Annotated in this window: 16 protein-coding genes; 7 read left to right on the plus strand and 9 right to left on the minus strand. The window is 65.3% G+C overall.

Going from position 1 to position 22,633, the window contains the following annotated elements:
• The first annotated feature begins 34 nt into the window (after nucleotides 1-34).
• The 3 genes from ACNHKD_RS07090 (at nucleotide 35) to ACNHKD_RS07100 (ending at nucleotide 5,174) form a co-directional block, all read left to right on the plus strand.
• Nucleotides 35-1,852 carry a putative bifunctional diguanylate cyclase/phosphodiesterase gene (locus ACNHKD_RS07090; RefSeq protein ID WP_442756374.1) on the plus strand — a complete coding sequence of 606 codons (1,818 nt, stop codon included), beginning with the start codon at nucleotides 35-37 and terminating at the stop codon, nucleotides 1,850-1,852.
• Nucleotides 1,853-1,922: 70 nt separating this feature from the next.
• Entirely contained in the window at nucleotides 1,923-3,938 is a 2,016-nt protein-coding gene (gene parE / locus ACNHKD_RS07095; protein ID WP_442756375.1) for a DNA topoisomerase IV subunit B, read from the plus strand.
• 165 nt (nucleotides 3,939-4,103) lie between these two features.
• Nucleotides 4,104-5,174, plus strand: a complete 1,071-nt coding sequence (locus tag ACNHKD_RS07100; RefSeq protein ID WP_442756376.1) for a sensor histidine kinase — start codon at nucleotides 4,104-4,106, stop codon at nucleotides 5,172-5,174.
• On the opposite strand, the gene ACNHKD_RS07105 is transcribed toward ACNHKD_RS07100, so the two are convergent.
• The 4 genes from ACNHKD_RS07105 to argJ all read right to left on the minus strand — a co-directional run bounded on the left by ACNHKD_RS07105 (nucleotide 5,171) and on the right by argJ (nucleotide 9,241).
• Nucleotides 5,171-6,550 carry a DUF2252 domain-containing protein gene (locus ACNHKD_RS07105; RefSeq protein ID WP_442756377.1) on the minus strand — a complete coding sequence of 460 codons (1,380 nt, stop codon included), beginning with the start codon at nucleotides 6,548-6,550 and terminating at the stop codon, nucleotides 5,171-5,173. The genes ACNHKD_RS07100 and ACNHKD_RS07105 overlap by 4 nt on opposite strands.
• Nucleotides 6,551-6,810: 260 nt before the next feature.
• Complete coding sequence (locus ACNHKD_RS07110) at nucleotides 6,811-7,212, minus strand: (deoxy)nucleoside triphosphate pyrophosphohydrolase (protein WP_442756378.1); 402 nt, start codon at nucleotides 7,210-7,212, stop codon at nucleotides 6,811-6,813.
• An 8-nt stretch (nucleotides 7,213-7,220) separates the two neighbouring features.
• A complete protein-coding gene (locus ACNHKD_RS07115; protein WP_442756379.1) occupies nucleotides 7,221-7,718 on the minus strand; it encodes a carboxypeptidase regulatory-like domain-containing protein in 498 nt (165 codons plus the stop codon).
• A gap of 266 nt (nucleotides 7,719-7,984) precedes the next feature.
• The gene (gene argJ, locus ACNHKD_RS07120; RefSeq protein ID WP_442756380.1) at nucleotides 7,985-9,241 is read right to left on the minus strand and encodes a bifunctional glutamate N-acetyltransferase/amino-acid acetyltransferase ArgJ; all 1,257 of its coding nucleotides are present in this window, start codon (nucleotides 9,239-9,241) and stop codon (nucleotides 7,985-7,987) included.
• Nucleotides 9,242-9,668: 427 nt separating this feature from the next.
• Between argJ and ACNHKD_RS07125 the strand changes: the two genes are divergently transcribed.
• Nucleotides 9,669-10,610 (plus strand): IS110 family transposase, encoded by a 942-nt coding sequence (locus ACNHKD_RS07125; protein ID WP_442753421.1) that lies wholly within the window; start codon nucleotides 9,669-9,671, stop codon nucleotides 10,608-10,610.
• 37 nt (nucleotides 10,611-10,647) lie between these two features.
• Here the strand turns inward: ACNHKD_RS07125 and ACNHKD_RS07130 are convergent, their stop codons facing one another.
• The 3 genes from ACNHKD_RS07130 to ACNHKD_RS07140 all read right to left on the minus strand — a co-directional run bounded on the left by ACNHKD_RS07130 (nucleotide 10,648) and on the right by ACNHKD_RS07140 (nucleotide 16,111).
• Nucleotides 10,648-11,910: an IS4 family transposase gene (locus ACNHKD_RS07130; RefSeq protein WP_442754317.1), complete on the minus strand. Its 1,263-nt coding sequence runs from the start codon at nucleotides 11,908-11,910 to the stop codon at nucleotides 10,648-10,650.
• A 246-nt stretch (nucleotides 11,911-12,156) separates the two neighbouring features.
• On the minus strand, nucleotides 12,157-13,041 hold the full coding sequence (locus ACNHKD_RS07135; RefSeq protein ID WP_442756381.1) for a peptidylprolyl isomerase: 885 nt from the start codon (nucleotides 13,039-13,041) through the stop codon (nucleotides 12,157-12,159).
• A gap of 85 nt (nucleotides 13,042-13,126) precedes the next feature.
• Nucleotides 13,127-16,111, minus strand: coding sequence for a bifunctional [glutamine synthetase] adenylyltransferase/[glutamine synthetase]-adenylyl-L-tyrosine phosphorylase (locus tag ACNHKD_RS07140; protein ID WP_442756859.1), 2,985 nt, complete (start codon nucleotides 16,109-16,111; stop codon nucleotides 13,127-13,129).
• Nucleotides 16,112-16,263: 152 nt separating this feature from the next.
• Between ACNHKD_RS07140 and ACNHKD_RS07145 the strand changes: the two genes are divergently transcribed.
• Nucleotides 16,264-17,112, plus strand: coding sequence for an ATP-binding protein (locus ACNHKD_RS07145; RefSeq protein WP_442756382.1), 849 nt, complete (start codon nucleotides 16,264-16,266; stop codon nucleotides 17,110-17,112).
• 168 nt (nucleotides 17,113-17,280) lie between these two features.
• Here the strand turns inward: ACNHKD_RS07145 and ACNHKD_RS07150 are convergent, their stop codons facing one another.
• Nucleotides 17,281-19,551, minus strand: a complete 2,271-nt coding sequence (locus tag ACNHKD_RS07150) for a lytic transglycosylase domain-containing protein (protein ID WP_442756383.1) — start codon at nucleotides 19,549-19,551, stop codon at nucleotides 17,281-17,283.
• A 222-nt stretch (nucleotides 19,552-19,773) separates the two neighbouring features.
• On the opposite strand from ACNHKD_RS07150, the gene dapA reads away from it, so the two are divergent.
• Nucleotides 19,774-20,667 (plus strand): 4-hydroxy-tetrahydrodipicolinate synthase, encoded by an 894-nt coding sequence (dapA, locus tag ACNHKD_RS07155; protein ID WP_442756384.1) that lies wholly within the window; start codon nucleotides 19,774-19,776, stop codon nucleotides 20,665-20,667.
• A 279-nt stretch (nucleotides 20,668-20,946) separates the two neighbouring features.
• Nucleotides 20,947-21,423 carry an SsrA-binding protein SmpB gene (gene smpB, locus ACNHKD_RS07160; protein WP_442756385.1) on the plus strand — a complete coding sequence of 159 codons (477 nt, stop codon included), beginning with the start codon at nucleotides 20,947-20,949 and terminating at the stop codon, nucleotides 21,421-21,423.
• Nucleotides 21,424-21,671: 248 nt separating this feature from the next.
• On the opposite strand, the gene ACNHKD_RS07165 is transcribed toward smpB, so the two are convergent.
• Entirely contained in the window at nucleotides 21,672-22,286 is a 615-nt protein-coding gene (locus ACNHKD_RS07165; RefSeq protein WP_442756386.1) for a LabA-like NYN domain-containing protein, read from the minus strand.
• Nucleotides 22,287-22,633 lie beyond the last annotated feature (347 nt).

Raw genomic sequence — 22,633 nt, forward strand, 5'->3', positions numbered from 1 at the left:
TGATTTGAACTGCGCGGGCTGTGAGAAGCCCACAATGCTCGGATTGCGCGCCTTGCAGCACGACGTGCTCGAAGGCGTGGCGCGCGACCTGCCGGTCGGGCTCGTCATGAACCGGCTCTGCCTCCGGGCGGAGCGTCTCGCGCCGGACGTCGTCTGCTCCATCCTCGCTGTCGACGCGGCGGGACGGCTGCATCCGCTGGCGGCGCCTAGCCTGTCAAAAAGCTTCTCCGACGCCATCGACGGCTTGGCGATCGGACCGCAGGCCGGCTCTTGCGGGACGGCGGCCTATCTGCGCGAACCTGTGGAAGTCGTCGACATCGAAGGCGACCCGCTCTGGGCGGCCTATAAGGGTCTCGCCCTGCCGCTCGGCCTGCGCGCCTGCTGGTCCTCGCCGATCTATGCGTCGGACGGACGGGTGATCGGGACATTCGCTTTTTATTACCGGGAGCGCCGCGGGCCGAACGCCCTGGAGCGCACGATCGTGCAGGCCTGCGTCAATCTCTGCGCCATCGCCATGGAGCAGGAGGAGCGCAAGGAGAGCATTCAGCGGCTCGCCTATTACGACCCGCTCACCGGAGCGGCCAATCGCGCGTCGTTCGAGCAGCATGCGCGCGACGCCCTGGCGAGCGCGGCGAAAGACGGGGTTGGCGTCGCCATTCACTGGATCGATCTCGACGATTTCAAGAGCGTCAACGACACGCTTGGCCATCAGGCCGGCGACATGCTCCTCAAAACCGTCACGCAGAGGCTGCGTACGGCGCTCAGGCCGGGGGAGTTTCTGGCGCGCATGGGCGGCGATGAGTTCGTCGTCCTCCAATATCCCGCCGCAAGCGTTGACGCGATCGAGGAGCTGGCTCGGCGGCTGGCGGCGGCGGTTGTCGAGCCCGCGCCTCTCGGCGAGACGATGGCGTCCGTCGGCGCGAGCATCGGCATCGCGTGCGCGCCGCAGGACGGCTTCGACCTCGCGCAGCTCATGAAAAAGGCCGATCTCGCTCTCTACGAGGCGAAGGCCAATGTCGGTCGATGCTTCAGTTTCTTCGACTCTCGGATGGAGGCGAAAATCGCCTCCCGCTGGCGGTTGGAGCGGGAGCTGGAGCAAGCGCTCCGGCGGGCCGAGTTCGCGCTCTACTTCCAGCCCATCGTGGATCTCGTCGCGCTGGAGGTATCCGGCTTCGAGGCGCTGCTCCGCTGGCGCCGTCCCGGCTACGGGCTGCTAAGCCCGACGGAATTCCTGCCCATCGCCGAAAAGGCCGGGCTCATTTACGAGATTGGCGATTGGGTGCTGCGGGAGGCCTGTCTCCTGGGGGCGACGCTGCCGGCGCATATGCGGATCGCGGTGAATCTGTCTCCGACGCAGCTCATGCGGCCGGGTTTGGCGCTCGACGTCGCGGCCACGATCGCCGCCTGCAATATTTCCCCCGCCCGCCTGGAGCTCGAAATCACGGAATCCGCGCTTCTGCTCGAAAATCCGGCGACGCATGGCTGTCTGAGCGATCTGCGTCAACTCGGCGTATCCATCGCCCTCGACGATTTCGGCACGGGCTTTTCGGCGCTCTCGCATCTTCGCGCCTTTCCGGTGGATCGAATCAAGATCGACCGCTCCTTCGTGCAGGAAGTGGATATCCGGCGCGAGACGGCCTCGATCATACGCGCCATTATCGGGCTCGCGCACGAGCTCGGCGTCAAGACGACGGCTGAAGGCATTGAGACGCAGTCCCAACTGCGCATGCTGCACAGCTTCGGCTGTAATGAAATTCAGGGCTATCTGATCAGCGAGCCCAGGCCGCTCGCGGCCTTCCGGCAGATCATCGAGCCGCGCGCGGCGCGGCTGGCTGCGGCTAAACTGGCCTGATTTCAGGGTCTTTCCGGGCTCCGGCTCAAGCATCGCGCGCAGGCTCTCGAATCGCGCTAATATCGGGGCCATGGCCACGAAACCCGATCTTTTCGGCGGCGCGCCCCGCAAGGCGCCCGCGCCCAGACCCGCAGCAAAAACAACGCCCGCCGAGTATGACGCCGGCTCCATCGAGGTGCTGGAGGGGCTGGAGCCCGTCCGGCGGCGTCCCGGCATGTATATTGGCGGCACGGACGAGACCGCGTTGCACCATCTCTTCGCGGAAGTGCTCGACAATTCGATGGACGAGGCCGTCGCCGGCTGCGCCTCCTTCATCGAGGTGACGGTGGAGCCGGGCGGCTGGCTGACCGTCACCGACAATGGCCGCGGCATTCCGGTCGGCCCGCATCCCAAGATGAAGGACAAGTCGGCGCTTGAAGTCGTCATGACCGTCCTCCACGCCGGCGGCAAATTCGACAGCGGCGCGTATCAGACGTCGGGCGGCCTGCACGGCGTCGGCGTTTCGGTCGTGAACGCGCTGTCGGAGAAGGTCGAGGTCGAGGTCGCGCGCGACCAGCAACTCTATCGAATGGAGTTTTCCCGCGGCCTGCCGCTCGGCAAGCTGCAGAATGTCGGCAAGATCAATAACCGCCGCGGCACGCGCGTCCGCTTCAAGCCGGATGCGCAGATCTTCGATCCGGGCGCCCATTGGAAGCCCGCGCGGCTCTTCCGCATGGCGCGCTCCAAGGCCTATCTCTTCGGCGGCGTCGAAATCCGCTGGCGCTGCGATCCCTCGCTGATCGAGCCCGGCTCGGACATTCCCGCCGAGACCGTGCTCTGCTTTCCGGGCGGCCTCAAGGACTATCTCGCGCGCGAGACGCATGGCAAGGAGCTCGTCACGGATCAGCCCTTCGCCGGCAAGGTGACGCGGGAGGGCGGGCACGGCTCGCTCGAATGGGCGATCGCCTGGTTCGCCGAGGATGACGGCTTCATCAATTCCTACTGCAACACCGTCTGGACGCCGGACGGCGGCACGCATGAGGCGGGCTTCCGCCTTGCGCTGATGAAAGGGCTGAAGGACCACGCCGACCGCACCAATCAGTCCAAGCGCTTCAAGGACGTGACCGCCGAGGATCTCATGGGATCTGCGGCGGCGATGATTTCCGTCTTCATCCACGATCCGCAGTTCCAGGGCCAGACCAAGAACCGGCTGATGAGCGTCGAGGGCTCGCGCATCGTCGAGCAGACCGTGCGCGACGCGTTCGATCACTGGCTCGCCGCCGCGCCGACGCAGGCGAACAAGCTTCTCGATTTCGCCGTGTCGCGCGCCGAGGAGCGCATGCGCCGCAAGGCGGAGAAGGACGTGGCGCGCAAGACCGCGACGCGCAAATTGCGCCTGCCGGGCAAGCTCGTCGACTGCACCAACAATTCGGCGCAGGGGTCGGAGCTTTTCATCGTCGAAGGCGACTCGGCCGGCGGCTCCGCCAAGGAGGCGCGCAACCGCGCGACGCAGGCGGTGCTGCCCCTGCGCGGCAAGATCCTCAACGTCGCCTCCGCGACGAAGGACAAGCTCCTCGCCAATCAGCAGCTCGCCGATCTCACCCAGGCGCTCGGCTGCGGCCTGGGCTCGCATTATCGCGAGGAGGAGCTGCGCTACGAGAAGGTGATCGTGATGACCGACGCCGACGTCGACGGCGCCCATATCGCGTCGCTGCTCATCACCTTCTTCTACCGGCAGATGCCGAGGCTCATCGAGAAGGGCCATCTCTATCTGGCGCAGCCGCCGCTCTACAAGCTGACGCAGGGGCCTAAGACGGTCTATGCGCGCGATGACGACCATCGCGAGGAATTGATCAGGACCGTGCTGACCGGCAAGGGCAAGGTGGAGGCCAACCGCTTCAAAGGTCTCGGCGAGATGAGCGCGCAGCAGCTCAAGGAGACGACAATGGATCCCGCCAGGCGCACGCTGCTCAAGGTCGTTCTTGCAGGCGAGGAGCGTGACGACGTCGCCGATTGCGTCGAACGGCTGATGGGCAACAAGCCCGAGGCGCGCTTCGCCTTTATTCAGGAGAAGGCGGCTTTTGCAACCGAGCTTCTGGACGTTTAGAGCGCCCGTCACGCCCAAACGCAGCGCAATCTGATTAAGGCTGCGCTCCGCTCCCGCTCCTGCGAAGTGGGGAAGGGCTGGGAGGGGGCGAAGCCCTGACGCTCAGGCGCTCGCGTGGACGCTTGTCAGGGCCTATAATGGGCGCGCTTCAGATACAGGTGATGCGTGAGCGATACGGACACTCTCTCCGACGCCGGCGAGGCGCGGACCGCGCCTTCCGGCTGCGACGCGATCAAGGATCAGGCCTATGCGCTCGAGCGGATGCAACTCGCGCTGGACGCGGGCCGAACGGGGGTGTGGGACTGGAATCTCGTCACCGGCGCCGTGCATCTCGACGCGCGGGTGCGGCAATTATGGGGCCTGCCCGACGATATCGAGCCCGGCTTCGACGTTTTCCGAAGCGCCATTCATCCGCAGGATCGGCGGCGCAGCAAGGAGGCGGTCGGCCTCGCGCTCGATCCGGGCTATGAGGGGGACTACGAGATTGAATATCGCGTGATCGGCGTAAGCGACAAGGTCGAGCGCTGGGTCTCGATCCGCGGCCGCACCTTTTTCGAGAACGGCCGGGCCGTGCGCATTCTCGGCACGGCGCGCGACATCACCGAGCGTAAGATGCGCGAGCAGCATGTGCGCGTCCTGCTGCGCGAGCTGGTGCATCGCTCGAAAAATCTGCTCGCCGTCGTGCAGGCCATGTCGCGCCAGACGGCGGCCGGCGCGCCCTCGGTGGAGGAATTCCAGCGCAAATTCAGCGCGCGCCTGCAGGCGCTTTCCATGGCCCACGACATTCTTGTGTCGCAGGACTGGCGCGGCGCGTCCATGCACGATCTAGCGCTCGCGCAAATGGCCTATTGCCTGGACGTGGCGAAAGACAGCTTGAGGGACCATGCGGCGATCGACGGGCCGGAGATCATGCTGAAGCCGGAAGCCGCGCAGAATATCGGGCTGGCGCTGCACGAGCTTGCGACCAACGCGCTGAGCTATGGCGCGCTGTCGCGTCCGGAGGGAAGCATTTCGCTGAAATGGGGCTTCGACAAAGACCGGCTGAACATTGAGTGGCGCGAGATCGGCGGACCGGCCCTCGTCACGCCGCCGCGAGAAGGCTTCGGACACAAGGTCGTCAAGAAACTTGTCGCCCTGGCGCTGGACGGCGAAGCGACGTTGAGCTTCCCGCCGGAAGGGCTGATCTGGACGCTCTCGGTCCCCGCCGGCTTCGCGATGATCAGAGAGCAGGGCTAAATGGCGTCGGGGTCGGCGCAGAAGGCTTGGTGGTCCATGGCGTTCTGCTTCGCATAGAGCATCGCGAAAGAGGCCATCGCGTCGTCAAAGGCGTCGCCCTTGCCCATGTAGCCGGCCGATATCGCCGGTTGCGAGGAGCGCGCATGGGCGCGCGCGAGCGTGCTGCCGCAAAGCTCGACATAGCGCGGGAAGGCCTGGTCCTTCAGCAGCTCCGCTATGCCGCTCAGGCGGCGCGTCTTGAGATGGCGCATATAGAAGCGGCCCTCCTCGGCGCCGCGCTCATCCGCGGCCGCGAGGAACATGTCCGTCGCCGCCTGCATGACGCGCTGGCCCGAGGCCACGCGCTTTCCCGAAGGTCCTTTCCAGCGCGCGACGCCGAAACGCTCCAGCGCCGAAGGCTGGGCCGCCTTGATCTGCAAGGCGAGCGGCTCGTCGTCCGCCGACATGTAAAGCGCGATCGCGCAAAACACGCCGACGCTGCCGACGCCGACCGCCTTGAAGGCTGTGTCGCAGAGGCGATAGCGCGCGAAAAGCGATGAAACGGGCGGCTGCAGTCCGTCCTGAACCAGGCCTTCGAAGAGCTTTGGCAGATCGAGGCGCGCCTCTTCGTCATCCATGGCGTCGAGATGGAGCAGCTTTGGCGGCTTGTCGACGAAGCGCCACCCGCTGCTCGTTTTCTCGATTTTGGGAAGCCCGTCGGTCCTGTCCTCGGGGCCCTTGCCCGCATAGATCGCCGCGCTCAGCTTCTCGTGCAGGACGCGATCTCGCAGCGTCTTGACGACGTCCTTCAGATGCACGCGCACGTTCCATATGTCGTAAGGCGGCATGACGGCGAGCTGGAGCATCCGCGTCCGGTAGGTTTTCGCCGCGCGGCGGGCGAATTGGCGCGCTTCGCCGTGGGAATAGCCCATCTCCAAACCCGCGACCGCAACGCTTGAGGCGAGGCGCCGCAGATCGTAGACGATATCGACCTCCGGCGCAGTCTCGTCGAAATCGTTGACGTCGAAAAGGACATTTCCCTCGGGCGACGAATAGGCGCCGAAATTCATCAGATGGCAGTCGCCGCAGGCCTGCGCCTTCACGCCCGGCGCAAGCTGGCGGGAAAGGTCGAAAGCCATGACGTCCGCCGCGCCGCGCAAGAAGGCGAATGGCGCGGCCGTCATCAGCTCCCGGCGCATGGGGCGCAGCGACTTCAAACGCGCGCGCACCGTTTCCTTGATGATGGCGATCGGGTCGCGGCCGGCCGGAGGCGCGTAATCGGCGAGCGCCTCGCGCGGAATGGCCCCGCGAAGGCTCTTGCCGAACGCATAGCTTTCCTTGCGACTCAATCCCCGGGCGGTGGGGAGGTCGCTTGCGACCTGGTCCATCGTCGACATGGAAAAGATACTAAAAGGCAGTCTGTTTCGGCGCAATGACAGCGGATTGTTGCGGGACGGCCGGGCGAAGGTTTCCTCCTCCCGAGAAGCCGCCGGAGGAGGAAACCCTCGTTTTCCACCATCCGGAACGCTCGTCCTCGCGTTTTGGGACGGCTCGTGCGGGGCGTCCTCAGCATGGGCGAGGTTTGTCGTCCTTCACCCCCGTCGTAATTGTCGCGCGGCTGAGATTCGGCGGGCGCGCGAACCTTGCGGTTTTGACTCTAGCCCAGAAGGTCGACAAGCGGCGCAATCAGCGGCGCGTCGGCGGGCGGCATGTCGTAATTGCGCAAGTCGCGGGCGCGCGCCCATTTCACCGCCTGTCCTTCCGCCGGACGCAAGAAGCCCTCCCATTTGCGGCAGACATAGAGCGGCATCAGCAGGTGAAATTCGTCATAGGCGTGGCTCGCGAAAGTGAGCGGCGCGAGGCAGGGGGCTTTCACCGTGATGGACAGTTCCTCGGCGAGTTCGCGAATGAGCGCGTCCTCCGGCCGCTCGCCGGGATCGAGCTTGCCGCCGGGGAATTCCCATAGCCCCGCAAGTTGCTTGCCCTCGGGGCGCTGCGCGATGAGCACGCGGTTATCGACGTCGACAAGCGCGCAGGCGACGACGAGGAGGAGCTTCATGGGGGCCCTTATTTGCCGGAGACGATGACCTCCACCGGCTTTTCTTCCGCTCCGGTGACGGTGACTTCCTCATATATCAGGCCGCCTTCGGAGCGAAAGGCGTTCTCCGCCTTCCAGATCACCTGCGTCGAAACATAATAACGTCCCGGCGGCACGTTCTCGAAAATGAAGCGCCCTGTGGGGCCGGCCTTCGCCGTGCGGGTATGGGCGACATAAGCGGGGTCGGGATCGTTCTGCTGAATGGACGCCGCAGGGGCGAATTTGGCGCCGTGGAAATAATAATCGAGCCGCGCCCGCGCATAGCTCGTATCGGGGATGAGCCGCACCGTCTCGCCCGCCGCGTAACGCACATCCACCTTGCCGGTCTTGTCTGGCAGAAAAGCCTGCCCGCGGACCGCCGTCTTGCCGGGCTTGTCCAGATAGGCCGCCTCGGCCGCGTCGAAACGCAGTTGCGGCGCGGGCGGCGCCGAGTTGCAGGAGAAAAGGGGGAGGAGAAGGGGAATCATAGAAAGACGCGAGAAATGCATACGCGAAACTCTCCAAGCGAATGTTTGCGCTTATGGCATAGTTTCAGCTTGGAGGACGCAAGGCAAGCAGGCTTGAAATTGCTTGTGTCGGCGCGGGCCTCAGTCAGCCCCCTCCATGGTCGTCGTCGCGAGGGGCGGAACGACGAAGCAGTCCGGGGGCGGGAACCCCGGACTGCTTCGCGCTTCTGGGAAAGCGGGTATGCGCGGCTCCGAAAATATGCTCGCAGTGACGGCGGAGAGAGCGTTTAGCTTCGATAGTCCCCGTTGATCGCGACATATTCCTTTGTCAGATCGCAGGTCCACACGGTCGCGGCGCCCGAGCCCAGACCGAGATCGACATTGATGACGATCTCCTGTCGCTTCATGATCTCCGAGACTTCCTGCTCATTGTAAGCGGGGTCGCGCAGACCCTTGAAGGCGACGCGCACGCCGCCGAACCATATTGCGAGCTTGTCGCGCTCGGCATATTCGCCGGATTTGCCGACCGCCATGACGACGCGGCCCCAATTGGCGTCCTCGCCGGCGATGGCGGTCTTCACAAGCGGCGAATTGGCGATGGAGAGCGCGATCTTCTTGGCCGCCTTGGCGCTCTCGGCGCCCGTCACCGTCACTTCGACGAATTTGCGCGCCCCTTCGCCGTCCTTCACCACCTGATGCGCGAGATCGAGCAGAACCGCCTCGAGCGCCTTCTTGAACGCGACGAGGCGCTTGTCGGTCGCCTTCTCGATCTTCGGCGCGCCGCGCTTCCTGGCCGCGCCCGTCGCAAAGAGCAGCAGCGTGTCGGAGGTCGATGTGTCGCTGTCTACGGTAATGGCGTTGAACGTGCCCTGCACGGCCTTGGAGAGCATCGCCTGCAGCGCCTCGGCGGCGATGGGCGCGTCCGTGAAGACGAAGGAGAGCATGGTCGCCATGTCGGGAGCGATCATGCCGGCGCCCTTGGCCATGCCGCTGATCGTCACCTCCACCCCGCCGATCGTCGCCTGGCGCGTCGCGAGCTTGGGGAAGGTGTCCGTCGTCATGATGGCGCGCGCCGCTTCCCGCCACGCATCCGGCCGCGCCTCCCTGGCGAGATTTTCCAGCACGCCGTCGAATTTCGAGGCGTCGAGCGGCTCGCCGATGACGCCGGTCGAGGCGATGAAGATCTGACGGTCGCTCGCGCCCGTCGCGGCGGCGGCGATCCTGGCGGAGAGCTTCACCGCGTCGGCGCCCATCTTGCCGGTGAAGGCGTTGGCGTTGCCCGAATTGACGAGCAACGCCTTGGCCTTGCCGCCCTTGAGCCTCGCGCGGCACCAGTCGACGGGCGCCGATGGGCATTTGGACTTTGTGAAAACGCCCGCGACCGTCGCGCCCTCTTCCATGACGGCGAGCATGACGTCCGTGCGGCCGGCATAGCGGATGCCCGCGGCTCCCGCCGCGAAACGCACGCCGTCGAGCGGCGCGATTTCCGGAACGGTTGCCGGCGCGAGGGGGGAGAGGGGGGAGAGGGGGGCGTTATGGGCCATCGGAATCACCGGAGCAGGGACAGACTGCGCCGGGTTTGGCCTTGCTGCGCTGCGGCGTCAAGCGTTCGCGCGCCTTAGACCAGGGCAATCGGGTGAACGACAATCTCGGACGTTGGCCGCCCAATACCTCCCCTTTACGGGGAGGTCGGCGGTCGAAGACCGCCGGGTGGGGTTCGCGCCGCCACTATATTGGTGGGGCTTACCCCGCCCGACCCCGCTTTGCGGGGCCACCCTTGTATCTGCCTATCAACGGATTTGTGAGATTCAAGCGACCTGCGTCGGGAGGGATGGCCATCCCTCCCGACGCGCGGCGATGTCGCCCGCCCACCCTTTGGCTACAACCGTCGGGGAGCCTGGGATCGTCGCCGCAGCTGCGCACGACCGAACAGTCGCTTGATTTGCAATCGCACGCACAAGGCAGGTTACCGTGGCAAAGATCATTTGTGGAGTTGACGTTTCCAAGGCGCGCCTCGACGTCTTCGTCGCTGGGCCCAACGTCGCCGCCGCCTTCGACAACACCGCCGAGGGCGTCGACGCGCTCGCCGGCTTCTGCCGAGAGCACGGCGTCGCGCTCGTCGCCATGGAGGCCACCGGCGGCCTCGAAAAGCTCGCCTTTCTCCTGCTCTGGAAAAGCGGCCTACCTTGCGCGCGCGTCAATCCCCGCCAGGTTCGCGACTTCGCCAAGGCGGCCGGCGCGCTGGAGAAGACCGACGCGATCGACGCCCGCCTCATCGCCGGCGCCGCCCGCGCCCTCAACATCGTCGAGACAAAGCCGCCCAGCGACGCCCAGCAGCGTCTCGAGGCGCTGACCACGCGTCTCTCGCAGATCGTCGCCGACCTCGTCACGCAAAAGCAGCGCCGCCATACGACAAGCGACGCTCTCGCGCGCGGCAGCATCGAGGCCGTCATCGCCTTCCTCGATGCGGAGGCCCGCCGCTTCGAGAAGGAGATCGCCGCCGAAATCGAAAAGGATCCGCTCTGGGCGCGCCTCGACGCCGCCCTGCGCAGCGTCAAGGGCGTCGCCGACCGCACTGTCGCCCGCCTCCTCGCCGAGCTCCCGGAGATCGGCGTCTATTCCAACAAGGCGATCGTCAAGCTCGCCGGCCTCGCCCCCATCGCCAACGACAGCGGCGCCCGCAGGGGCAATCGCCACATCCGCGGCGGACGCGCCCGCGTTCGCTCCATCCTCTTCCTCGTCGCCGGCATCGCAATGCGCTTCGACAAGAAGCTCAAGGCTTTCCACAACGCCCTCATCCAGAAGGGAAAACCCAAAATGGTCGCCCGAATCGCCCTCGCCCGAAAACTTCTCGTCATCCTCAACGCAAGAGCAAGAGAAGCCAGGGACGCTTTCCCTCCAGTCCATCCTTGACAGACCAGATAGTCGCTCCCCGTAAAGGCTAGCAGATTCACACATCTGTGTTGGTTAGCGGCGGCGTTGGTTGGGTGAGGGCGATGGCGTATTTTCCGTGCTGGAATTTGAGCCATCCGGCGAGCATGACGACGGGACCGGGTTTTCCGTAATAGCCGGTCCAGCCGCCGAGGCGGGCGAGCACCCAGGACGCATAGGCCAGGGACCCTCGCGGATGCGGGTTCTTCTGGCGCTGCGTCTTGCCTTCGAGGGTGGCGCAATAGGCTTCCAGCAGCGGTTGGTCCTTGGGCTCGAAGGCGTCGAGGAGCGGGCGCAGACGTTGCGGGTCGCCGCCGTCTCGGGCGTGGACGAGTTGTTGGATCGTCACGGCCGCGATCAACGTCGCGGCCGCCAGGGTCTGGCGCGGCGCGTCGTCTTCCATGCGCACGGCCTCGATGTCGAAGCCGTCGGTCTTCATCGTGCGGAACAACTGCTCGATCGCCCAGCGGCGTCGATACAGATCGACGACCCCGAGCGCTTGCGCGAGGCCGTCGACGGGGCGCGTCGTGATCAGACGCCAATGGACGTTTTCGCCTGGGGGCGGGTCGATCTCGCGCACGTCGACGAGATGGACCGCGATCGTCGACGGATCGTTCCTGGCCGCGCCGTTCCTGGGCCGCGCGAGATCAAAGCGCCCATGCCGGACGGCCAGCGTCGCTTCGCGCGCCGGCCGTCCGGGCCTGGCCGGAAGCGACAGCGTCGCCCGCCCGGCCTCCTCCAGCGCATCCAGGCGCGCAAACAGCCGCTCGCCATCCTCCAGCGCGCGGTCCTGCGCGGCGCGCACGAGGAGGTGAACCCCCGGCGGGCGCCGCGCGAAGGCGGAATAAATATCGCTCTCGCGATCGGCCACGACCGTGACCTCGCGCGCCGAAGCGCAAACTTTCGCCGCCGCCGCCGCGCCCTCCAGCCAGCGCCGGCTTTCCTTGTCCTCGATCGGCCGCTGACGCCGATCCGCCTTGCGTCCCGTCGCGCGTTCGAGGAACTGCGCGTGCGCCAGACCCACGATCGAACCGTCCTCGGCGTCGACGACGAGGGTCGGATGCAGATAGAGTCCGCCGCCGCCCCCGGACTTGACGACCGTCGTGTCCTGAATCGCCAGAACCGCGCGCCCCGCGCAACGCGCCGACGCGCGCGCGGCCGCCGTGGCGAACATCTCCGCGCCGGTCACCGCCCGATTGCGAAGAAAGCGCGTGATCCTGATCTCACCAGCCCGGTCGCCGCCGAGCCGACGAATGCGTATGCCCCCGCCGCCCTCCGCCACCAGCCGGGAAAGCAGAAAGGCCCCCCTTTTTCCAGTCGCGCGTCGCCAAAGCGACCCAGCGTCCGTCCGTCCATCGTCCGTCCCTCCGATTCCTTCAAATGGAATCAGACCCCCAGGCCCTACGCAACCAAGATGTGTGAATGCGGTAGCCCCGTAAAGGGGAGGGATTTGCTCGCGCCTAGCGTTCACCCGATCGCCCTGCCCCTTAGACGAAGCCGGAGCCTTTCGGGCGCGCCGGTCTTTGAATTACTTCTTCTCCGCGGGCTTCGCGGCCGGAGCGGGCGCAGCCGGCTTGGCGTCCTTGGCGCCTTCGGCCGGCTGGTCGCTGCGCTCGATCTTGGCGCCGTCGCGCAGCTTCATGACGAGCTCGCTCTGGGCCTTCTGCACGACATAGCGGGCGACCTGATCCTTCACCTGATCCAGCGGCGGGAAGGTCTTCGGGCGCGTTTCGTCGAGCTTGATGATGTGCCAGCCGAACTGCGTCTTCACCGGCTCGGAGAGCTCGCCCGGCTTCAGCTTCGCCGCCGCTTCGCCGAACTCTGGCACCATGCGGTCCTTGGTGAACCAGCCGAGATCGCCGCCCTTGGAGCCCGGATCTTTCGACACCTCGGTCGCGACCTTGGTGAAATCCTCGCCGCCCTTCACGCGGGCGAGCGCCTTTTTGGCCTCGTCCTCGGTCGGCACGAGAATGTGGTGGGCGTGGTATTCCGTCTCGGGCTTCTGGTTCTTCGCGGCCTCGTCATAGGTCGCCTTGATCGCGGCGTCGGTGGCGGCCGTCTTGGCGACGGCGCCGAGCAGCGTCTCCATCAGCGCCTTGTCGCGCAGATAGGCCATTTTCTTGGCGAAGTCCGGCGTTTCGGCGAGCTTGTCGGCCTGCGCCTTCTGCACGACGAGCTGCTCGTCGATGAGGAAGTCGAGAATGTAGCTTTCGCGCGCCTTGCCTTCGAGCTGGCGCGGAATGCCGGGTCCGAGATCTTCCATGGCGAGCTTGACGTCCTCGTCCGTGATCTCGACGCCGTTCACCTTGGCGAGAACTTTCGCCTGCGCGGGAAAAGTCGCCGCCATCAGGGCGACGAGGCAGATCGTCCCGAGCGCGGCGCGGGTCATGGAACGCGCATTCTTGCTAGACATGATATGCTCCAGAAAAAGAGGCAAACCGCCCCGGAGAACCGCCGCCACGGCCGGCGAAAGTTCCTGCGTGACGAATGGGGCGTATCTATGCCGGCCGCGCGTCTCCTGACAACTCCCTGCCGCCCGATAATTCCGCGCCTTTGACGGGTCCGACCGTCGTTACAAAAACCTCGCGGGTCTTTTTCTCGGTCTCGGTCAGGAGCGCTTCGAAATGCGAAAGATCGGGCGAGTCTCCGACGCGCAGCAGCAGATCGGCGAGCCCGCGCGGAGCGTCCTTCGGGCGGAAGGCGCCGTCGATGGCGAGCCGAAGAAGCTGGGTAAGCCCTTGATAAAGACCGTAGGCGTTGAGCAGCGCCTCGGCCGCGCCCGCGTCGAGAAGCCCGGCGTCGCGCAATTTCCGCAAGGCCTCCGGCGTCGTCGTCGAAAATATTTCGGGGCGGTCTCCACCATGAAGCAGCATCAGATATTGCGCGAGAAACTCGATGTCGATCAGCCCACCGGCGACCTGCTTGACCTCCCAGGGATTGGTCGAGCCTTTTTCTTTCTCGATCAGTCGCCGCATGGCGAGAACGTCGGTCTTCAGCTTTTCGGGGTTGCGCGGCAGCGTCAGCGCGTCGTGGATCGCCCGCTCGACACGGGCGCGGAAGCCGGCTGGCGCCGCGATCACGCGCGCGCGGGTCAGCGCCATATGCTCCCATGTCCAGGCTTCGTCGGCCTGATAGAGCTCGAAGGATTTCAGGCTCGACGCGATCGGGCCCATATTGCCGGAGGGCCGCAGGCGGAAGTCCGTTTCGTAGAGCAGGCCTTCGGCGGTCTGCGCCGAGAGCGCGGTGATGAGGCGTTGGGTGAGGCGCGCGTAATATTGGGGCGTCGAAAGCGCGCGGTCGCCGCCGGCCGATTCCGCCATCGGATCGGCGTCGTAGAGCAGCATGAGGTCGAGGTCGGAAGCGGCGGTCATCTCACGGCCCCCGAGCTTGCCCATGGCGACGATGGCCGCCGCGCCGCCCTCGATGCGGCCGTGGCCCCTCTCGAACTCCTTGCATACCTCCGAAAACAGCGCGGATATCAGCGTCTCCGCGAGGCGCGTATAGGCGAGGCCGGCTTCCGCGACCGAGACTGAGCCGGTCAGCACGCGCACGCCGATCAGGAACTTCTGCTCTTGTCCGAAGATGCGCGCGGCGTCGAGAACGTCCTCGTAGGAGCGCGCCTCGGCGAACAGCGCGGCGAGGCGCTCGCGCAAATCCGCTTCGCTCGGCATCGTGGTGAAGAAGGCGGGCTCCATCAGCGCGTCGAGCACATGCGGGCGCTTAGAGATGGTGGCCGAGAGTTTCGGCGCCGCGCCGGTGATGGCGGCGAGGAGATTGAGCAGTCGCCGCTGCGAGACGAGCAGCGAGAAAAGCTGTACGCCCGCCGGCAATCTTTGGATGAGCTTGTCGAAGGCGAGGAAGGCCTGATCGGCGTTTTCCGTCGCCGCCAGCGCTTCGAGCAGCATCGGCGTGAGTTCGGTGAGGCGTTCGCGCGCCACGGTCGAGCGCGTCGCGGCGTAGCGGCCGAAATGCCAGCCGCGGATCGTCGCCGTGACCATTTTCGGCTCCTTGTAGCCCATCTTCGCAAGCGTTTCGATCGTGCCCGGATCGTCGTCGTCGCCGGTGAAGACGAGATTGCCGCCGGTGGAGGAGAGTTCCGGCGCGCTTTCGAAGAGCCGCGCGTAATGGCCCTGCACGGTGTCCAGCCGTTTCAGCAGCGCTTCGGCGAATGCGTCGTAGCTTGTAAAGCCCATCATGCGGGCGATGTTCTCGACGCCTTCCTTCGTATCGGGAAGCGTATGCTTCTGCTCGTCGGCGACCATCTGGATGCGATGCTCGACGTCGCGCAGAAAGAGATAGGCCTCGGTGAGATCGTCGCGCGCCTGCGCCTCCACCCAGCCGCTCTCGACAAGCTGGTCGAGCATGGGCAGCGTCGCGCGCCCGCGCAGCCGCTTGTCGCGTCCGCCGGTGATGAGTTGCTGCGTCTGCGTGAAGAACTCGATCTCGCGAATGCCGCCGCGGCCCAGTTTGATGTTGTGGCCGAGGACGGCGATTTTGCCATGGCCCTTATGAGCGTGAATCTGCCGCTTGATGGAATGGACGTCGGCGATGGCCGCGAAGTCGAAATATTTGCGCCAGATGAAGGGCGCGAGCTCCTTCAAAAATTCCTCGCCCGCGAGAAGATCGCCCGCGACGGGCCGCGCCTTGATATAGGCCGCGCGCTCCCAGTTCTGGCCCATGCTTTCGTAATAGGAGAGCGCCGCTTCCAGCGGGATGGCGATGGGCGTCGCGCCGGGATCGGGACGCAGGCGCAGATCGGTGCGAAACACATAGCCGTCGGCCGTGCGGTCGCTCATGATCTTCACGATGCGCTTGGTGAGCTTCACGAAAAGATCGACGTCTTCCCACCGATCGACGACGCGGGCGCGCGCCCGGTCGAAGAAAACGATGAGGTCGATGTCGGAGGAATAATTCAGCTCATAGGCGCCGCCTTTGCCCATGCCGAGAAAGATCCATCCCGACCCGCGCTCGGGATCGCGCTGGTCGGCGAGTTCGAGCTTTCCCGCGTGCTGCGCCTGGCGCAGCGTGAAGCGGATGGCGGCGGAAAGCGTCGCGTCGGCGATGCGGGTAAGCGCCTTCGTCGCTTGCAGCGTGTCCCAGGCTTTCGAAAGATCGGCAAGGGCGATGACGAGCGCCGCTTCCTGTTTGATTAAGCGAAGGCGCCGCATGAGATCGGCTTCGTCTTCCGTTTCGACCGCCTTCGCTTCCGCGATCAGCGCATCGATGCGCGCTTGCGGATCGGCGCCGAGCGCTTGCGCGAGCCGCGCCGGATTCCGCGCGGCGAGATCGGTCAAATAGGGCGAGGCGCCGAAGACGCCGAAAAGCAGATCGCGCGCCTCGGGATGCTCCGCGAGGAAAGCCGAAACGGCGCCGGACGCGTCCTTTTCGAGCACGCGGTCGAGCGCCTTCTCGGCCTTCCCGGCGTCGGCGGGAGCGATGATGACTTTCGCCCGCGAGAGCAGGGCGTCGGCGTCGAGCGTCAAAGGCGTGTCCTCTTCCCAAATACGCGCCGGCCGCCCGCGCTCTCCCCGCTCGCGCGGAGAGGGGGAGGCGCCGGCTGGCCGTCTCATGCGGCCTTTGCGTCCCGGTATAATCCGGCTATGCCCGCAAATCAGCCCCAGTCATGGAAGCCAGAATGTCGAAGAAGGAACTCGCCGCCCATTTGTCCCGTATCGCGGAGGCGCTGGAGCGACTCGCGCCGCCGCTTCCGCCGCGCCCGGACTTCTCGGCCGCCGAAGCTTTCGTCTGGCGGGCGGCGGGTTCCGTATTTCACCCGGTGGCGAAGGTCAATCGCGTCGATCTCTCGCTGCTCGAAGGCATAAGCCTCCAGCGCGACATCCTCTTTTCCAACACCGCGCGCTTCGCCAGAGGCCTGCCCGCCAACAATGCGCTGCTCTGGGGAGCAAGGGGCATGGGAAAGTCCTCGCTCGTCAAGGCCGTGCATGGCGCGCTGGCGGGGGAGGGCCGGCTGAAGCTCGTCGAGATCCACCGGGAAGACATCGAGGCGCTGCCCGATCTCTTGAGCGCGCTTTCGGGCCAGCCCTATCAGTTCATCGTCTTCTGCGACGATCTCTCCTTCGACGGGCCGGAGACGAGCTACAAGGCGCTGAAGACCGCGCTCGAGGGCGGGGTCGAGGGGCGGCCGGGGAACGTGCTGTTCTACGCCACCTCCAACCGCCGCCATCTCATGCCGCGCGACATGATTGAGAACGAAAGCGCCGGCGCCATTCACGGCAAGGAGGCGGTGGAGGAAAAGGTCTCGCTCTCCGACCGCTTCGGCCTGTGGATCGGCTTTCATAATTGCAGCCAGGACGACTATCTCGCAATGGTCTTCGGCTATGCGCGCCATTTCGGCCTGGAGGCGCCGGAGGCCGACATTCGCGCCCAGGCGCTGGAATGGTCGATGACCCGCGGCGCGCGCTCCGGCCGCGTCGCGTGGCAATTCGTGACGGATCTGGCGGGGCGGCTCGGGAAGGGGCTGTAACGAAAGCCTGTTGATCGTCCCAGAGGCGGCCTCGCCCTTCGAGACGCGAGCTTCGCTCGCTCCTCAGGGTGAGGCCCAAGTGGGCGAAGCTAGAAGAAGCCCCTCATGCTGAGGAGCCTGCAAAGCAGGCGTCTCGAAGCACGAGGGGCGTCATCCACTTATCTTTTATTACAACCTCGCATGCGCCATTTCGACCTGCGGCGCACGTGTCTCCGTGTCGCCGAATTTCGCGCGATAGACGACGAAATTTTCCATTACGCGCTGCACATAATTGCGCGTCTCCGTGATTGGGATGCGCTCCACCCAGTCGATGGGGTCGATATTGGCCTTGCGCGGATCGCCATAGGCGTCGATCCACTGCTTCACGCGTCCGCCGCCGGCGTTATAGGCCGCGAATGTCAGCAGATAGGCGCCTTTATACTCGCCGAGGAGAATGCCGAGATGTGCGGCGCCGAGCTTGGCGTTGAAAGACGGCTCGCTGATCATGCGCGAGAGATCGAAGGCGACCCCGTGCTGATAGGCGGTGTGGCGCGCCGTGGAGGCGATCATCTGCATCAGCCCCATGGCGCCGGCGGAGGAAACCGCCTTCGGGTCGAAGGCGCTTTCCTGCCGCGCAATGGCGTAGACGACCGAACGCGGCGCGGAATTCGGCAGCGCCTCGAAATCCGGGACGCCGTAGGACGGGAACGCCACGTCGTCGAGCGGAATGCCGCGATAGGACGCGCTCTTGCCGAAGACGAGAGAGAGCTTCGCGTCGCGCTGGTTCGCGATCACCTCGCCGAGCGCCGCCACCTGCTTCACGTCGGCCATGTTTTTCGCTGCGTCGAGCGCAAGCGGCCCGGCGACCTCCTTGTCGCCGGTCGCGAGCAGCAGCTCCACGACTTTCACGGCCTCATGACGCTCTTCCGCCTTCGCCGTCGCAGGGGCGGGGCGCAGCGGGCGGTCCTGCGCGCCGAGCTTGGCGCTGGCGAGCTGGCCGTAGAAAGTCGTCGAATGGGCGGCGGCCTGCCGGTAAAACTCCTGCGCGCGCGCGTCGTCTTCCGACGTATGGAGCGCCTCGGCGGCGCGACCGCGCCAATAGAATGCGCGGGATTTTTGCAGCGGCGTTTCGGCCGCCTGGGTCAGCGCCGCGAAATGGCGCGCCGCGCGCGCGGGATCGTCGAGGAAGCGCAGGGCGATCCAGCCCGCCTGGAATTCCGCCTCGACCCGGTTGCTGGTCGAGCGGGCGTTGTGTTGCGCGGCGACGACATAGGCCGTGTCCGCGTCGCCCAGATCGAGCAGCTTGCGCGAGGCCTGCCGGCGTTCCGCCCACCAGGCGTCGCCGTCGATCACTTTGGCGGGATCGGTCGGCGCCTTGCGCAGCAGCGCGCCGGCTTCGGCGAATTTCTTGGCGTTATTGAGCGCCCGCACGCGCGAGAAAAGAAGCCCGGGATCGTTTTGCAGGGACGGCGGAACGGTCGCGAACAATTTGTCGCCGCCGGCCCCGACATTGGCCGCCGCGCGGGCGCGCGCCAGCAGGACGACGTCCTTGCCCGCGAGTTCGGCGGCGCGCAGCGCCGGCCCGTTCTTCCCCGCATAAAGCAGGCGATCCGCGCGGCATTTATGATCGGCGGGGGTCAAGAGCTCGCCGACTTCCTTCAGGAATTGCGTCTCGAAGCCCTGCGGGAGATCGTCCTCGCGCCAGGCGTCGCGCGCGTAGAAGGCGGCGGTGTCGAAATCGCCTTCCCGCGCCAGCGCCTTGGCGATGGCGTATTTGCCGTAAGGCGTCGCGGGCGGCGCGTTCTCGAACCAGGCCTTTACAACCTTGTCCGGCTGATGCTCGCTGACCAGCGCCTCCTCGGCGCGCCTGCGCAGCCAATCGGCGGCCGGCCAGTCGGGATGGGATTCGAGAAAGGCGGCGATCCGCTTGAACCCCGCCTCACGCGGGTGGAGCTTCAGACCGGCCCAATGCGCGGCCGTATGCGGGAGGCTCGCCCGCAAATTCGCCGCCGCGGCGTCTCCGGTCGCGAAGTCCCCATTCTTGTAGGCGGCGAGCGCCTGGTAGAAAGGCTCCGAATCGTCGCCGAGCAGCTTGCTCGCATCGAGCGCCGCGCCGGCCGAGTCGCGCAGCCAGCCTTCCGGCGGCGCGTAATTGGCGAGCGGCGTGACGGCCGCGTCTTCGAGTCCGAAAAGGCCTGCCTGGGGCGGATGCGCAGCTTCCGTATGCGGCGGCTCGCCGGTCATGAATCCGCGCACGGCCTCTTCCAGATTGCCGACGCGTACGCGCCAGGCGCCGAGGCTGAAGGGGACATGCGGAACCCAGCGCGTCGCGTCGCCGCGTTTGCCGGCGTCAAGGTCGCCCACCGTGCCGAAGCCTGTGAAGGCCGGAGCGACAAGCGCGATGGCCGTGGCCGTGGCCAAGACCTTGAGGCGGATTGAAATGCGTGGCGGCAACATCATCGGCTTATTCCGTCGTTGCGCAGAGGCTGCTCTTTATTCATTTACGAATCGTCAACCAAGACCCTCGGGCCGGCGCTTGAGCGCGGGCTCGGCGGACCTATACTTTTTTGACACGCGCTCTAGGTGGGGCTTTTCTCGCAAGCGCCCAGCCGCTATGAAAGACGCTTCCATCATACGGGCGCGAATAAGGCGGCTGTGAGGCGCGGGGAAGTTCCTGATTCTATGAGCAAAAAGCCGATTTTTCACGGGTCGATCACCGCACTGGTCACGCCTTTCGCCAATGGCGAGGTCGATTTCGAAGCGTTGCGCGCGCTGATTGACTGGCAGATCGAGCAGGGCGCCCACGGCCTCGTGCCTGTCGGCACGACGGGCGAGAGTCCCACGCTCTCCCATGAGGAGCACGGCCGCGTCATCACCGAGACGGTCCGGGCCGCCAAGGGCCGGGCGCCGGTCATCGCCGGCGCCGGCTCCAACAATACGCGCGAGGCCATCGCTATTGCGGGCCATGCCGAGCGCGCCGGCGCCGACGGCCTGCTGATCGTCACGCCTTACTACAACAAGCCCAACCAGGAAGGGCTTTATCTGCATTTCAAGGCGATCAATGACGCCGTGTCGATCCCGATCGTCATCTACAACATTCCGCCGCGCTCGGTGATCGACATGAGCGTCGAGACGATGAAGCGTCTCTCGGAGCTCAAGAATATCGTCGGCGTGAAGGACGCGACCGGCAATATCGGCCGCATCTCCTTGCAGCGCGAGGCCATGGGACCGGACTTCATCCAGCTCTCGGGCGACGATCTCACGGCGCTCGCCTGCATGGCGGCGGGCGCGCATGGCTGCATCTCGGTCGTCTCCAATATCGCGCCGCGCCTCTGCGCCGATCTGCAAAACGCCTGCCTTGCGGGCGATTTCGCCAAGGCGCTGGAGATTCAGGACAAGCTCGTGCCGCTGCATGTCGCGACCTTTCTAGAGGCGGGCGTGACGGGCGCGAAATACGGCTTGTCTCTGCTCGGCAAGGTGCGCGAGGAAGTGCGCCTGCCGCTTGTTCCCTCCACCCAGGCGACGAAGGATCGCATCCGCGCCGCAATGATCCACGCTGGCGTTCTTGCTGGATGACGAGACCTTATTCCCTCGCCCCCGGGCGCGGGGAGAGGGCTGGACCACGCGGCGTTTGGGCGAAATCGCCTAAACGCGGACAATGTGATCGATTCTAAAGATTTAGACGGCGCTCTTGCGAAAAACCGGTTCCCGCTTTTTCGCAAGAGCGCTCTAGGGTGAGGGGCGAGGGCGTCCATATCGGTGAGGAAGTCGCAGGCCGCCGTCTCGTGAATTTGAGCGGTCGCCTTTCGCCTCACTCCGGCCCGCTCCCCCCAACGTGGGGAGAGGGGGAGTCGCTTGGCGACCAAGCAGGAGCCTAATTTCAAGGTCGTCGCCGACAATCGCAAGGCGCGGTTCCACTATGAAATCGGGGAAACCTTCGAAGCCGGCCTGGCGCTGACCGGCACGGAGGTAAAGTCCCTGCGCACCGGCAAGGCGACGATCGCCGAGAGCTACGCTCATGTCGACAGGCATGGCGAAGCCTGGCTCGTCAACGCCAATATTCCGGAATATCTCGCCGGCAACCGTTTCAATCACGAGCCCAAGCGGCCGCGCAAGCTGCTGCTGAAATCGCGCGAGCTCGCCAAGCTCGCCCAGGCGGTCGAACGCGAGGGCATGACGATCGTGCCGCTGAAGCTCTATTTCAACGAAAAGGGGCGAGCCAAACTCCAGATCGCGCTCGCCAAGGGCAAGAAGATCCACGACAAGCGCGAGGTCGAGAAGAAGCGCGACTGGAGTCGCGAAAAGGGCCGGCTCATGCGGGATAAGGGTTAGGTCTCGGCGCAGCTTGTCGGGCGATCAGCCCCCAACGTCCTCCGCCCGGTTAAAGCGTTGAAACGGCGGGGCCCGCCGCGGCTGGCCAAATCGAGTCGCCTTTTGGCCGCATTCGGTCCGGACGTCGCGCTCCGCCTGACGTCGGCGCGCTCGATCTTGTCGGGCTCGTCTCCGGCTCTCGAAAGCTTAGCAGGCTCTCGGAAGCTTAGCATGCGAGCGGACGAAAACCGCCGGAGCTGGCGGCGTCCCTACTCCTCTTCGTCCTCATGACCGGCCGGCGCAGGGGCGGGCATCGGCGGACGACGTTCCTGATAGCGCTGCATGCGCTCGGCGCGCTCGCCGGGATCGCGGCCGATTTTGCCGACGAGATGGATCAGGTCGATGAATTCGTCCGCCTGTCGGCGCAACTCGTCGGCGATCATCGGCGGCTGGGTGGTGATCGTGGAAATCACGGAGACGCGCACGCCCTTGCGCTGCACGGCCTCGACGAGCGAGCGGAAATCGCCGTCGCCGGAGAAGAGGACCATGTGGTCGATATGCTCGGCCATCTCCATCGCGTCGACCGCGAGCTCGATGTCCATATTGCCCTTGACCTTGCGGCGGCCGAGCGAGTCCACGAATTCCTTGGTCGGCTTCGTCACGACGGCGTAGCCGTTATAGTCGAGCCAGTCGATCAGCGGGCGAATCGAAGAATATTCCTGGTCTTCGATCAGCGCCGTATAATAAAACGCACGTATCAGGCGGCCTTTGCCCTGGAATTCGCGGAGCAGGCGTTTATAGTCAATATCGAATCCCAGAGATTTGGCGGTCGCGTAAAGATTTGCGCCGTCAATGAATAACGCAATTCGTTCGATATCTGCCATTTTATTCTCGCGTCGGGGTTGTATGTGGTGGCGTTCTTCTTTCACCGCAGATATTCCGCCATCTGACGGCTAGTTGTTACGATCGCCGGCCACAATGACGTTGCTACCTGCTCGGCTCCAAGCCGCGTTTCCAAATCATCTTTGAAATTCCAAACGCGGCCATTAGATCGACTTCGCCGCTGCGACTTCTGCAAGATGGCAAAGGCGCCTTGTCGAAAGCTGGACGCCGAAGCGTCATATCAAATAAATTGCGCCTATATGCCGCGAGGTCAAGTCCGTCCCGCGGGTTTCATGCATAAAACATGGTCCTTTTATCTCGAAAATTTCCCCCAGAATGGGCGCTCGCA

It is taken from the genome of Methylocystis sp. JAN1, from assembly GCF_052186135.1.
Lineage (GTDB): Bacteria > Pseudomonadota > Alphaproteobacteria > Rhizobiales > Beijerinckiaceae > Methylocystis.